The organism is Pelagibius sp. Alg239-R121 (genome assembly GCF_947331435.1).
Classification (GTDB): Bacteria; Pseudomonadota; Alphaproteobacteria; order Kiloniellales; family Kiloniellaceae; genus Denitrobaculum.
Map to the genome: position 1 here is coordinate 12,884 of NZ_CAMZOF010000011.1, position 12,837 is coordinate 25,720.

At 57.2% G+C, this 12,837-nt stretch carries 11 protein-coding genes; 2 read left to right on the forward strand and 9 right to left on the reverse strand.

Features of this window, described 5'->3' with window-relative positions; all coding sequences use genetic code 11:
- Positions 1–4 precede the first annotated feature (4 nt).
- From QMZ18_RS29590 to QMZ18_RS29615, 6 genes are all read right to left on the reverse strand, one after another.
- The gene (locus QMZ18_RS29590; RefSeq protein ID WP_282610013.1) at positions 5–1,333 is read right to left on the reverse strand and encodes an iron-containing alcohol dehydrogenase; all 1,329 of its coding nucleotides are present in this window, start codon (positions 1,331–1,333) and stop codon (positions 5–7) included.
- 17 nt (positions 1,334–1,350) lie between these two features.
- Entirely contained in the window at positions 1,351–2,889 is a 1,539-nt protein-coding gene (locus tag QMZ18_RS29595; protein ID WP_282610014.1) for an FGGY-family carbohydrate kinase, read from the reverse strand.
- Positions 2,890–2,893: 4 nt separating this feature from the next.
- Entirely contained in the window at positions 2,894–3,616 is a 723-nt protein-coding gene (locus QMZ18_RS29600) for an SDR family oxidoreductase (protein ID WP_282610015.1), read from the reverse strand.
- A 201-nt stretch (positions 3,617–3,817) separates the two neighbouring features.
- Positions 3,818–5,332 carry an ABC transporter substrate-binding protein gene (locus QMZ18_RS29605; protein WP_282610016.1) on the reverse strand — a complete coding sequence of 505 codons (1,515 nt, stop codon included), beginning with the start codon at positions 5,330–5,332 and terminating at the stop codon, positions 3,818–3,820.
- Positions 5,333–5,429: 97 nt separating this feature from the next.
- Positions 5,430–6,305: a carbohydrate ABC transporter permease gene (locus QMZ18_RS29610; RefSeq protein ID WP_282610017.1), complete on the reverse strand. Its 876-nt coding sequence runs from the start codon at positions 6,303–6,305 to the stop codon at positions 5,430–5,432.
- Positions 6,306–6,308: 3 nt separating this feature from the next.
- Positions 6,309–7,199, reverse strand: a complete 891-nt coding sequence (locus QMZ18_RS29615; protein WP_282610018.1) for a carbohydrate ABC transporter permease — start codon at positions 7,197–7,199, stop codon at positions 6,309–6,311.
- 374 nt (positions 7,200–7,573) lie between these two features.
- On the opposite strand from QMZ18_RS29615, the gene QMZ18_RS29620 reads away from it, so the two are divergent.
- The gene (locus tag QMZ18_RS29620; protein ID WP_282610019.1) at positions 7,574–8,563 is read left to right on the forward strand and encodes a sugar-binding transcriptional regulator; all 990 of its coding nucleotides are present in this window, start codon (positions 7,574–7,576) and stop codon (positions 8,561–8,563) included.
- A 22-nt stretch (positions 8,564–8,585) separates the two neighbouring features.
- Here QMZ18_RS29620 and QMZ18_RS29625 read toward each other — a convergent pair whose 3' ends face one another.
- The 3 genes from QMZ18_RS29625 to QMZ18_RS29635 all read right to left on the reverse strand — a co-directional run bounded on the left by QMZ18_RS29625 (position 8,586) and on the right by QMZ18_RS29635 (position 11,635).
- Positions 8,586–9,365 carry an ATP-binding cassette domain-containing protein gene (locus QMZ18_RS29625; protein ID WP_282610020.1) on the reverse strand — a complete coding sequence of 260 codons (780 nt, stop codon included), beginning with the start codon at positions 9,363–9,365 and terminating at the stop codon, positions 8,586–8,588.
- Position 9,366: 1 nt separating this feature from the next.
- Positions 9,367–10,494: an ABC transporter permease gene (locus QMZ18_RS29630; protein WP_282610021.1), complete on the reverse strand. Its 1,128-nt coding sequence runs from the start codon at positions 10,492–10,494 to the stop codon at positions 9,367–9,369.
- Between the two features lie 199 nt (positions 10,495–10,693).
- Positions 10,694–11,635, reverse strand: a complete 942-nt coding sequence (locus tag QMZ18_RS29635; protein WP_282610022.1) for a sugar ABC transporter substrate-binding protein — start codon at positions 11,633–11,635, stop codon at positions 10,694–10,696.
- Between the two features lie 197 nt (positions 11,636–11,832).
- Here QMZ18_RS29635 and QMZ18_RS29640 point away from each other — a divergent pair, with 197 nt between their 5' ends.
- The gene (locus QMZ18_RS29640; RefSeq protein ID WP_282610023.1) at positions 11,833–12,834 is read left to right on the forward strand and encodes a LacI family DNA-binding transcriptional regulator; all 1,002 of its coding nucleotides are present in this window, start codon (positions 11,833–11,835) and stop codon (positions 12,832–12,834) included.
- Positions 12,835–12,837 lie beyond the last annotated feature (3 nt).

The window sequence follows — 12,837 nt, forward strand, 5'->3', positions numbered from 1 at the left end:
ACGCTTAGACACTGCCTTCCGCGTAGCTTTCCAATTGCCCGCTGTCGGCGGCCAGGTCCAAGGCGCTGAAACGCTCTCTGATGAAACGAGCATAGCGCACCGCATCAGAATAAAATCCAGGCGGTAGCCCCAGTTCCTCTCCCGTTGTCTGGCAGTGCGCAGCATCCATGGCCGTCTTTACCTGCGCGTAAGGCAGCATGACGGCGCGCAGTTGGTCGGCAAAGCCCTGCCAGTCGTCTGCAAAGCGTTGGTTCAGACGGTCTGCCGCGCTCCGATCCAGGGCTTTCAGCTTCGTCTGCTCAATCATCATGGTGGCGTAGTCGCTGCCGAACTTACTGTGAAGATCGGCTTCGGGAATGACCGTCGGACGCATTTCGGGCGGTCCATCCGCATTCAGCAGCATGTTCTGCAGGCGTGACATGGTCAGCGTAGCGACACCGACCTGCTCGCCGTGCGAAGTACGCGGATGGGCTTCGCCAGCGAACATATCAATGTAGTGGGAAATCATATGTTCGGCCATGCTGCCGCAGTGGGTTGTGCCGGTGAAGGATGTGCCCAGCCCCATGATCGCCGAGATTCGCGTCAACATGGCTAAGGATTCGACACTGCCGGACAACATCTGATCCGCGTTGGAAATCATGTCGCCTTCATCGTAATTGAGCAGTACATACGGCGTGTCGGAATAGGGTGTATCAAAGAGGAGGTGGGACATCAGCCAGTCAACCTGCGCCGTCGTCCGGCAGATGACATCGGCGAAGGCGGCCGAAATCAGCCGTGGCGGGCATTTGGCGATAACGCCCAAGTCGTAATAGATCCCCTTGGCTCCGTGGCAGGGGATTGATTTTTTGAAACCGCCAAATGAAACCGATGCCGTCGAGGTCGAATAGGCGTTCATAGGCGAAGTCGCGAAGACCGAATAGTCGCGCCCGTCCAAATAGGTGGCATACTTGACGCTATCGTTGACCGTTCCCGAACCCACAGCAATCAGAACCTCGGTGCCGCGGGTCGCTTCCTGCAAAGCCTTTACGCCCTCTTCAGAACAGCTCGGTTTCTGCCAGACGTATTCCGTGACACCACCCAAGGGCTTGAGTGCTTCGTAAACGCGCTTGCCCAGGGCTTCCCGGGTAAAGGCGTCACAGACCACGACCATCGACTTGCCATGGTGGCGCGCGCTGATCAGATCGGCCTCGGCACCATCCAACGATGCAGCAATGACCATGGCTTCGGGCGGGATGGAATGCTGTTCTCCGGTCTTAGGATTCACCCAGTTGCCGGCAACCAGTTCGTCCAGAACGCCGCCATAGCTGTCGATAGCTTCGGTTGCAGTGGACATGGTCTCCGTTCCTACAGTCACGCAGGTGTTCCTTCCGCGGCAAAGCGCACCAACCGCTTGTTGATGCTTGATGTGGCTTGATAAAGATCGCGATAGATTTCGAGCAGCGCGCGATAGCGCTCACCCTTCCCGGCATCGGGTTCGATTGCCTGAGTGCGTCCGGACATGGCGGCGGCGGCGGCCACGATGGAGGGATACCAGCCAGCACCAAAGGCGGCGATCATTCCGGCGCCCAGAGCCGAGGCTTCGACCGTATCGCTGATCAGCACCTGCTTGCCCGACGCATCGGCCAACATCTGCCGCCAGAGCGGGCTAGCCGCTCCGCCTCCGATCGCGACGTAATGGGAAATGGGATGGCCTAGGGCGGTTTCCGTCTCGCCTGTCCGCATGACCTGATCGATAGTGATGGCTTCCAGGATCGCGCGGTAAATATGTGCCGCGCCGTGACTGCCGCCCAAGCCAAGAATCGCGCCCCGTGCCGAGATATCCCAATACGGATCCATCACGCCGGACCAGTAAGGCTGTATCAGCAGACCGTTGGATCCGATCGGAACTTCGAGTGCTTCTGCCTCCAGCCGGGTAAAGACCTCAGGATCACTTCTTCCGCCCGGCATGAAGCGGTCGACGAACCAGTCGACGAGAAAGGTGCCGGAACGCAGACAGTTCTCCAGGATGTAACCGTCCCCCTGTGCGGCAATCTCGGTGCGCCAGGCGGGCCCGGTGCGGTAATCCGGCGACCAGACGCCCGACACGACGGCGGTACCCAGGTTGATGTAGGCGCGGTCAGGCTGGACGCAATTCGTTCCCAACCCCGCACACTGCCCATCGCCACCCGCTGCAAAGATCGGTGTGCCCGCTTTCAGTCCCGTTTCCGTTTCGGCTTCTGAGGTCACTCGACCCAATTCAGCCCCCGGAGGACAGGCTTCCGGCAACTGGGAGGCATCGATCGCAAGTGCGGCGAGCAGTTCTTGCGACCAGCACTTTCCTTCCATGTCGAACAGGCCCATGGGATCAGCCGAAATCCAACCTGTTTTGAAGGGACCACCGGCAAGACGTTGGACCAGATAGCTCTGAACATCGACAAAGTTGGACGTGCGGGCATAAACCTCGGGCTCGTTCTCCTTCATCCAGAGCAGGCGGTAGAGACAGGGGGTGATATCCACCGGCCGGCCCGTGATCCGATGGATCCGCTCCGGCCCGAAGCTCTCGGAAAAGCTCTCAACCTGCACCCGGGCGCGCTCGTCCAGCCAAGTGATAGCTGGATAGGTGGCTTCGCCCCGATCGTCCAGAAACGCGATGGTTTCGCGCTGGTTGGATATTGCGACTGCGTCGATCCGCTCCGGCCCCACTTGTGCCACACAGGCGTTTAACGCCTCACTGCAGGCCGTCCACCAGTCCAGGGGGTCCTGTTCGAAGCAATCGAGTCTGGGATTGGAAAGAGGGATCAGCGCGCGCCCTTCAGCCACCGCTTCACCGGCCGCATTCCAGGCGATCGCCTTGGTGCTCTGCGTGGAGCTGTCGAGCCCGATAACCAACTTTTCGGAGCTGGAAGACATAACGTCAGAATTCCTGACGGGTTGGCGTAACGACCATTTCCTGGATCAGCACGTTCTGCGGCATCTGGTACGCGAAGAGAATCATATCCGCCACATGGTTCGCCGAGATGCCGCCGCCAATTCGAACCTTGTTATCCTTGTAATTTTTCAGCGTGGTTTTATCGGTGACATGATCCAGCACCTCGGTTTCGATGATGCCGGGTGAGATGACGACGACACGCACGTTATGCGGCGCAAGATAACTCCGGATGCTTTCGGAAATCGCATGCACAAAGAACTTGGTGCCACAGTAAACCGTGTGGTCGGGATAGACCTTTCGGCCAGCGATCGAACTCATATTGACGATCGTGCCATGACCCCGCTCCTTCATGCCGTTCATAACAGCATGGAGAGCATTCATCACACCCTTGGTGTTGATATCGATTGTCTCGTCCCATTCAAGCGGGTTTTGATCACCGATGTCAGCCAAACGTGCGATCCCGGCGTTGTTGAACAGACAGTCAGCCGGACCATACAATGCCTCAGCTTCCTTTACCGCAGCAGTGATGGCATCTCGATCCCGTACATCCGCTTTGCGGCAAAGACAGTTTTCGAGCCCCAACGCCTCCATGCGCTCAAGACGCCGGGCGAGCAGCAGCAGCGGATGTCCCGCTTTTGCGAAGGCCTTGGCCGTAGCCTCGCCGATACCTGAACTTGCGCCCGTAATGACAACAAGAGGTTTATCCATAGAACAGCTTTCCGACTGATAGCTTCGATATTTCGATCAAACAGCTGGAGCATGACCCTTCTTGAGGAACGCCATCAAGAACGTGAGCCATCTCCAACTATATGAATTAGAGACTGAACCTCGTTTACATTGACTCGGCGAAAACGATCAGCCTCTCGGGGCGGCACCTATGCGCCGCCCCGTTACGACCTCTCCCTCGAGTCAGCCGCGAGCAACGATGCTGTCGACTTTCTCCGCAATCGAATCCATGGCGGCCTTCGGCGAATCATAGTCCCCCGCCCAGAAGCGACCCAATTCGACCGGAATGGTGTCGTTGGACAACTCTGCCCACTGCGGCAGATCCGGCTCGGACCCCATATGGTTCGCGATGGTATCGCGGACCGCATCAAGATGGCGCGTCGTGCCGCCGATACCCTTCTTGGAATTGGCTTTGATCCGCGGATCGTCGTAGACGCTCTTACGGGTTGGGCCGGTTCCGCCGCCCAGGGTCGTGATATAGACCTGGGTATCGAATGACGTTGCCCACTGTGCAAACAGCCAGGCCGCATCTTCGTTCTTCGAGTACTTGGAAACAGCCAGGGACGAACCGCCCTGATGGCCGACACCCGGAATTTCACCGTAACCCGTCTGAGCTGTAGTGCGGAGCGGCGCCTTCGGTGCCGGCGGAACGGCAGCTTCCATCAGACCTGAGACCTTAGAGGCTTCAGGGTTATCCCAGAAGGGGAAGAACTCACCCCAACTCAGAGCCTGACCAATGATACCTTGGGCCATGGACTGGCCCTGACCATCCCAGGTCCAGGTAGTGACACCTTCCGGCATGTTCTCTTTCAGTTTGATCCAGTACTCCATGGCTGCGAGTCCGGCCTCGTCGTTACCGGTGAACTTACCGTCAGGACCGAAGATCGAGCCACCATGTGCCCAGAGCCAAGCAGTCCAATCGCACTCAAGGCTGTAGTGACCGGACTTCATCTGCCCATTGGTACCGTAGATTTCAGGCTGCTTCGCCTGTTGGATCGCAACGGCGTTGGCCATGTATTCATCCATCGTGGTTGGAACTTTCAGTCCCAGTTCCTCGTAGATGTCGGCCCGGTACATGGTGATGAAGATCGGAATATCGTAAGGCACGCCGACCATGGTGTCCTCGTACATGGAGATACCATCGACCAACGCCGGCAGGAAGTCGTCCATGTTGTAGTTCGGCATGGCCAGATCAGTGCTCGCCGCATACTTCTCACGCGGGTCGATAACATCGCCGGAGAAACTCGCCATCCAGCTTTGATCGATATAGTAGAGATCGTACGTTCCCAATCCGGATGCGACATCCAGGGTCAGTTTCTGAAGCACCTGTTCCAGCGGCAGGACTTCGATCTCGACTTTGATGCCCGTCGCGGCTTCAAAGAAAGGTTTGAGCGCCGAGTTGATTGCGTTTGAAGGCGGCGTGGATTCCGTCGCCAGACGAACCGTCTGCCCTGCGAAGGGTTTGGCAGTCTCTTTGAGCCAGGCCATCATCTCCGCGTCCGGCTCGATTTCTGCTGCGGCTGCCGGTGAAATAAATCCGCCGCGTCCGCCGAAGGGCATCATCGAACTCAGGCCCAGGACGCCAGCGCCCAGTCCAAGCTTGCCGGCTGCACGCAGGAAGCTACGCCGGTCCATCTTACCCTTCACGTAACGGTCCGTAATTGACGCCAGATATAATTTTCTATCAATCGGATTCATGCTGTTTTCCTCCCAAGTAATGGCTTATTTGCCGGAACTTTCTGGGTCTTGGCTCCTCTACGCGGCATGGTCGTCGCCAAGATGTGAATTGCTCCGGTCATTGCTTCAATGATCCCAAGGTGAGGCCGCGCACGAGATTCTTTTGAACGAGTAGGACAAAAATAAATGCCGGCAGCATGGCCGCTGTTCCCAGCGCCGCCATGTTGCCCCAGGCCGTGCCGGTCGAGGTCACGAAGGTCGAGGAGACCACCGGTACAGTCTTGAGTGATGTCTGCGTCAGAGTCAGGACGAAGAGAAACTCGGTCCAGCTGAAGATGAAACACAACACCGCCGTCGCGGCGATTCCACCCATCGCCATCGGCAATACGATCTTGCGGAAGATCAAAAAGCGCGAGGCGCCGTCGATCAGCGCGGCTTCATCGATCTCTGTCGGAATGTCGTCGAAGAAGCTCTTCAGCAGCAGAACTGCCAACGGCATGTTCATTAGTGCATGGATCAGGATGATGCCGATGTGCGTGTCGAGCAGACCGAAGTTCTTATAAATGAAGAACATGGGAATCGCGACGGCAACCGGCGGCATCATGCGTGTCGATAAAATCCAGAAGACGAAGTGATGCTGCCCTTTGATGCGCATGCGCGAAAGGGCATAGGCAGCGAGCACCGCAATAGCGACCGCAAGGATGGTCGAGAAAAACGCGACAACGATGCTGTCGACCAAACGCGGAGTCATGTAAAAATTACCGCCGCCCGGAATCACTTCCAGGCCGTTCTCAAACCCCAAAGAAACGCCAAAGACCTCCTCAAAAGATTTCCAGCTAGGAGTGAACTGAAAAACCTTTGGAGGCAGGGAAAAGATCTCACGTTCAACTTTGAAGGCGACGGTGATCCAGTAATAGATAGGGAAAACAAACAGTGCGACAACGGCCCAAGCGGCGAAGGCGCGCAGCAGTCGTTGGGTGGGACTAAGAAGCATCGTCTACCACCTCGTCTTCGTTAAACTGACAAAGATGTTGGCAGCAATCAGGATCACGAAGAGTGCAAAGAGGCTGATGGTCGCGCCGTAACCCCACTTGATGAAACTGAAGGTTTGCTGCCAGGCATAAAGACTCAGGGTGTAGGTCGAGGTGCCTGGTCCGCCGGACGTCATAACATAGACGTAGTCGAAGGTCCGAAAGAGGTCGATACCCCGGATCAGGACCGCGATGGCAATGACTTTGCTCATCATCGGCAGCGTCAGGCGTCGGAAGATCTGCCAGCTTGAGGCGCCGTCGATCATTGCCGATTCGAAAGGATCGGTCGGCAATGCCCGCAGACCGGCAACGAAAATCAGGACCATGAAGGGCGTCCATTGCCAAATGTCGGCAAGCATGACCCCGACCAACGCACTGGTGTTGTTCGCAAGAATAGAGCCGCCCGTCAAAAATCCCATGGACTGCAGGAAATAGGTGATGACCCCGAACTGGGCGTCTTCCATCAGAAGAAACATCATGCCTGTGATTGCAGGCGGGATGACCAGTGTCAGGGTCAGAAGGCCGCGCAGAATGCCGAAACCGGGGTCATCGGAATCGATCAGCAGTGCGATTACCATTCCCAGAACAAGCTGAATCGCCAGGCAGATGCCCGTGTAAAGCAGGGTGATCCAGAGCGCGCCCCACATCCGGCTGTCTTCGAATAGACGCTCCCAATTTTCGATACCGACGAAGATCAGCTCCCGCTTGCGCGGCACGAACTCATGCAGGCTCAGGTAAATATTGTAGAAAAACGGATAGAGCGCGAAGACGACCAGGATTGCAATCAGCGGAATCAGCCACGGCAATGGACGGTCGGAAATGAAAATGCGGGGCGCCCTAAGGGGTAACGACGTCATTGCGACGACCGCGGCTCAGCCAAGCATGAAAAATGCCTAACACGCACGAATGAACCTCCCAGCACTTTTTACCGAACTTCTCAAAGGAACCCCGGTGTTTTTTCCTTATCATTCAGCGTGACATAACAAATGTTCATATGCAATAACATTTGTTCAACTTCAAACCAAAGCCCCTGTGAAAGGTGGTCCAAAACAGTGTTTCGCGGCTTTAGCAATTGCGGATGGGGTGTTATCTCTATGTGAGATCAGGGGATGGCAGAGACCAAATCAGCAATGGTGATCTCACGGAAAGAGTGGATCTGACGCTGGTTCATTGTTGGTTTGAATTTATCGATCCTGAAAATGTCTGGAAGAGAGAGTCGTACGGCAGACAAATGGTTTCTATCAGCAACAGTGATACGCGGGAGAGTAGCGACCCGCAGGACTGGCCGGAGCAACTCGCTGTCCGGATTGCCTGGTGCTATTACGTCCTGGGGATGACCCAGCAGGAAATCGCGACCCGGGTCGGAGTCAACCGAACCCGCGTTATCCGCCTGCTGGCGGAAGCGCGGCGCCGGGGCGTCGTCAGCATTTCGATCAACTCCAAACTGACGGAAAATGTCGAGCTGGCAGAGGCCCTGGCTGAGCGCTTCAAGCTGGATCTGGCCGAAGTCACCCTGGCTTATACCGAGGACGAGGATGACCTCTCCGGACTGGTTGGCGCCGCCGCCTGCGAACCTGTCCTAAGACGTCTGAAGAACGGTATGACCATCGGGCTTGGTTGGGGTGTCACTCTCAAGGCCTTTGCCCAGGCCATGCCGGAAACGCCCATGCGCGACGTCTCGGTGGTCCCGCTGCTGGGGTCCCTGACCCGACGCTCCTCTATTGCCGCCTTCGAAGCCACCACCGAACTTGCCGGCAAGCTGCGCGCAGAATGCCTCTATCTACCGGGCCCTATCGTCTGCGACACCGAAGAAGGCCGGGACATTCTCTTCAAGCAGCCACTGTTGCAGGAAATTTACAAACGCGCCCTGAATTCCGAACTAGCAATCGTCAGCGTCGGCGGTTTGAACAGCGCGACCATCCGGCGTGTCGATTTCGTCAACGATGCCGACTTTGCGAGCGTCCGGGCCGCAGGCGCGATCGGCAATTTCCTGGGCTATTACATCGGCAGCGAGGCTGAAGTCATCGATCATCCGGTCAATCGCCGGGTTATTGGACTGCACCCCCGCGAATTCATCAAGATCCGCCAACGCATCATGATTTCGGGTGGCGAGAACAAGGTTGCCGCTCTCAGCGCGATTCTCGAGCGGGGATTGGTCACTGGCCTGGTGACCGATCAAAAAACGGCCCGCGCGCTTTTGGAACAAGCAGCGGGCCGCTAAGTTAATCAGGACAGGGTATTATTCAGACAGTGCCGCCGAGCGAGCCTTCCAGTTCCGCCAGCTCCTGACCGCCGGCCATCAATTCCTGCAGTTCCTCGGGTGAAATCTCTCCACGCTTTGCCGTCCCCAGGGTCTGACCGCGGTTGAGAACCGTGAAGCGGTCTCCAACGGCCATCGCATGACGGACGTTGTGCGAGATAAAGACGACGCCAATACCCTTCTTGCGGACCTTATCGATCGTCGCCAGCACATTGGATGTCTGGCGCACACCCAGCGCCGAAGTCGGCTCGTCGAGGATCAGCACCTTGGCGCCGAAATGAACGGCCCGGGCAATGGCGACGGTTTGCCGCTCACCGCCGGAAAGAGTCCCGACAGCCTGATTGGGTTCGCGCAGGCGGATACCCATCTTGGCCATCTCATCCATGGTGACCTGGTTCGCGGTACCAAAGTCTATGAAATTGAAAGGCCCCACCCGCTTCTTGGGTTCGCGGCCCATCCAGAAATTCCGCGTCACCGACATCAGAGGAATCATCGCGAGGTCCTGATAGACCGTCGCAATACCCGCGTCGATCGCGTCACGCGTGCTGGCGAAACTGGTTTCCGCGCCATCCACCAGGATCGAGCCTTTGGTCGGCGAATGAACACCGGACATGGTCTTGATGAAGGTCGATTTTCCTGCCCCGTTGTCACCCAGCAGGCAGTGGCATTCGCCTGGATGGACGGATAGAGAAACACCGGCCAGGGCAATCACGGCACCGAAGTGCTTTTCGATATCGCGGAGTTCGATCAAGGGTGTCGTCATATCAGCGCTCCCCCGTGATGATGCGGCGGATATAGGTATTGAGGATGACCGCAAGCAGCAAAATACCGCCAAGGAACACCCTGAACAGTGAGCTTTCCACACCGGCGAAGAATAGACCCTGCTGCACGACACCGAAGATCAAAGCCCCGAGGGCCGCACCGATCACCGAGCCATAGCCGCCGGTCAAAAGCGCGCCGCCGATCACGACCGAAATGATCGCTTCGAATTCTTTCAGCAAACCACGATCCGCGGCGGCAGACCCGAATTCCATCACCTGGCAGGTAGCGAATACGGTCGCGCAAAAAGCGGTGAACATGAACATCAGGATTTTCACGCGTTCGACCGGAACACCGGTATAGCGGGCCGCCTGTGCGTCACCACCGGCCGCATAGATCCAGTTCCCGAACTGAGTCCGCGTCAGCAACAGGTGCGCAAAGATGATCAGGACAATTGCCCATACGATCAGCATCGGCACGCCATCGACGATCGGTTGTCCGGCGCGGCTACCGGCGACGAATTTTCCAATAAGCCCTGCGTCAGCGAGCCAGACGAAGAGGCCCTTCAGAATCTTGCCACCGAACAAGGCCGCCAGCCAATCACCTTCGACCCTGTCACGAATGCCGCCGATGATGGTCTTGTTGGTCGTCGCAATGGCCGCGAAGATCGTCAGACCACGCAAAATGTAAAGAAACGCCAGCGTTACGATAAAGGACGGCAGCCCGGTGCGAATCACCAGATAGCCATTCAGCCAGCCGATCCCGACCGCGACGACAAAAGCGGTGATGATGGCCACCCACATGGGGAAGCCCCAGGTGACCGACATCAGGGCGATGACAATGCCGGAGAACCCGATCATTGAACCGACGGACAGATCGAATTCGCCGGCGATCATCAAGAGACAGGCGCCGACCGCGATGATGGCGAACTGGGCAGATACGACCCCCCAGTTGAGGGCGCCTTCGGCAGAGAACATGCCGGAATCGCGGGCCACCAAAAGGAAGAAAACGAATACCAGAATTGTGCCGCAGATCGAGCCGAGTTCGGGGCGGATCATGGCTTTTCTAAAGCCGGATATTTCCTTGACCCGTTCGTCTTTCTCCAGCGCAGGTTCCGCTTTATCAGCCGTCATATCATCCTCCCCACCGACCGGTTGGTCTCATAAAAAAGGAATTTGGACACGCCGTGAATCATCCCCCAAAAGATCAAGCGGCGCGATCGGCAGCCCTTACTTCAGTCGGCTATTGTCGTTTTGCGGGCGTTTAGGCTGCCCATACTTCATTAAAGGCAACCCTCGAACAGAAGCATCTGTCCGAGGGTGCAGGAAAAGCCTAGCGGTATTCGCCAGCGTACTTTTCGATTTTCTCAAGTCCGTCCTTGGTGACAAAGCCCGGACCGGAATTGATATTGTTACCGGGGAGCACACCAAAGCGCTGATAGTTGGCAAGAACGATCACCGGCATATAGGCCTGCAGGAAAGGCTGCTGGTCGATACCCCACTTGATGGTGCCGTCCTTGATACCTTTCACGATCTCAGAACCAAGATCAAAGGTACCGAAATAGATCGTGCCGGCCATGCCGTTTTCCTTCAGCGCCTCGATCGTCGGGTCAGCAGAAGTCGGGCCGAGCGTTAGAACGGCATCCGTGTTTGGATTGGCGGAAAGATACGCCTTCACCTTGTTTTTGATTTCAGCCGGATCCTGTCCGGAATCGATCATGGATTTGCCGAGCTCGACACCAAGGCCGTCGGCGAAGCCGCGGCAGCGCTCACCGACCACCGGGTTGGAAACGACATGGTTCACGCACAGGAACGAACCAACGCCGTCACGCTTCGCCCGTTGCCCGGCAGCAAGACCGGCATCGTATTCGGGCTGTCCGACGTACATCAGCGCGCCGACTTCCGCCGCCTGCTCCGGGGTCCCTGAATTGATTATAATGACCGGAATACCCTTCGCCACGGCATCCTCGATTGGTCCTTTGAGAACGTCCGGGTCGGCAAGTGTCGTGATGATACCGTCTGGATTGGACGCCGCAGCCTGAGAGATGATGCGCGCCATGTCGCCGATATCGCCGGTCGGTGGATTGCGGTACTCCACGTCGGCCCCAACCTGCTTGCCGGCTAGCGCCATCGCATTCTTGATTGTATTCCACCAGGAGTCGGAGTCAGGCGCATGACTTACGAGAATGAATTTCTCGCCTTCCGCCGACGCAGTGGAAACAGTTGCTCCGACAAATGCCGCGGCGGCAACCACGGCACACAATAGCTTCTTCATTAGTTTTCCCTCCCGTAATTCAGGGCCAACGCGAGCGCTGACGACCCACAGTCATCATAAAACATAGAATGATTAATTTTGCAACCGGTTGCAAAATTTTCCGTAAAAGGTCATCATTTCGTTAGGAGGGCACGGTTTCCTCGGGTAGGTCTTAGCGGGACGCGCCACATTCCCGAGGCGCTGGTGCGGTGTACCATATGGCAGTAACACTCAGAGAAGTCGCAGAACGCGCCGGCGTTTCCCGCTCGGCAGTCTCCCGCACCTTCACCCAGGGTGCGAGCGTTTCGGCGAAAACCCGAAAGAAGGTGGAGAAAGCTGCACGCGATCTCGGCTATTCGCCCAGCCTGATTGCCCGCAGCCTTGCCACCAACCGCACCAAGCTGATCGGCCTGATCGCCAACAACTTCCAGAATCCGGTCTTCCTGGAAGTATTTGACCTCTACACACGCGCGCTGCAGGAACGTAGTCTGCGGCCCCTGCTGGTCAATCTGACCGACCAAACGGACCCCTCCGCTTCGGTGCAGCTGTTAAAGCAGTACAGCGTCGACGGGGTGATCGTCGCGTCTTCAACCTTGCCTCCTCTGTTTGCGCATGCCTTCAAGGAAGCGCAGGTCCCGGTCGTCCATGCCTTCGGGCGATTCGCCTCAACACCTGACATCCACATCGTCGGTATCGACAACGAGCACTGTGGTGCCATGGCCGCCGAAACACTTTTCAAACACGGCTACAGGCATGTCGCTTTCCTTGGCGGCCCGCAGAGCGCGACCTCGGCGCAGGATCGAGCGGCCGGCTTTTTCCGGCGTGCGAAGGAGATCGATCTGAGTATCGCCGAGATCCAGTACGCCGACGCCTACGCCTACGATTCGGGGCAGCGTGCTATGGGTACTCTGCTGCAGAACCGCAAGTTTGAAGCGGTCTTTTGCGGTGACGATCTGATCTGCATGGGCGCCATGGACGCCGCACGGGATGCGGGCCTGTCGATCCCACAAGACATCGGCTTCATCGGCTTCAACGACATGAATATGGCTGCCTGGCAGGCCTATAATCTCACGACCATACGGCAACCGACCAACGAGATCATTCTGAGCTCCGTGGAACTGGTCGTCTCCATGCTGGAGACGCCGGGGCGCGCACCTGAAGTGCGGCTCTTTCCCTGTTCCATCGTCGAACGAAGCACATTAAGACCGCTCAAAAAGTGACTT

Excerpts from the sequence above, each read along its gene's own strand:
- QMZ18_RS29590 (WP_282610013.1), bottom strand. The coding sequence starts at position 1,333 with ATGTCCACTGCAACCGAAGCTATCGACAGCTATGGCGGCGTTCTGGAC.
- QMZ18_RS29620 (WP_282610019.1), top strand. The coding sequence starts at position 7,574 with ATGGTTTCTATCAGCAACAGTGATACGCGGGAGAGTAGCGACCCGCAG.
- QMZ18_RS29600 (WP_282610015.1), bottom strand. The coding sequence starts at position 3,616 with ATGGATAAACCTCTTGTTGTCATTACGGGCGCAAGTTCAGGTATCGGC.
- QMZ18_RS29595 (WP_282610014.1), bottom strand. The coding sequence starts at position 2,889 with ATGTCTTCCAGCTCCGAAAAGTTGGTTATCGGGCTCGACAGCTCCACG.
- QMZ18_RS29630 (WP_282610021.1), bottom strand. The coding sequence starts at position 10,494 with ATGACGGCTGATAAAGCGGAACCTGCGCTGGAGAAAGACGAACGGGTC.
- QMZ18_RS29635 (WP_282610022.1), bottom strand. The coding sequence starts at position 11,635 with ATGAAGAAGCTATTGTGTGCCGTGGTTGCCGCCGCGGCATTTGTCGGA.
- QMZ18_RS29640 (WP_282610023.1), top strand. The coding sequence starts at position 11,833 with ATGGCAGTAACACTCAGAGAAGTCGCAGAACGCGCCGGCGTTTCCCGC.
- QMZ18_RS29625 (WP_282610020.1), bottom strand. The coding sequence starts at position 9,365 with ATGACGACACCCTTGATCGAACTCCGCGATATCGAAAAGCACTTCGGT.
- QMZ18_RS29615 (WP_282610018.1), bottom strand. The coding sequence starts at position 7,199 with ATGACGTCGTTACCCCTTAGGGCGCCCCGCATTTTCATTTCCGACCGT.
- QMZ18_RS29605 (WP_282610016.1), bottom strand. The coding sequence starts at position 5,332 with ATGAATCCGATTGATAGAAAATTATATCTGGCGTCAATTACGGACCGT.
- QMZ18_RS29610 (WP_282610017.1), bottom strand. The coding sequence starts at position 6,305 with ATGCTTCTTAGTCCCACCCAACGACTGCTGCGCGCCTTCGCCGCTTGG.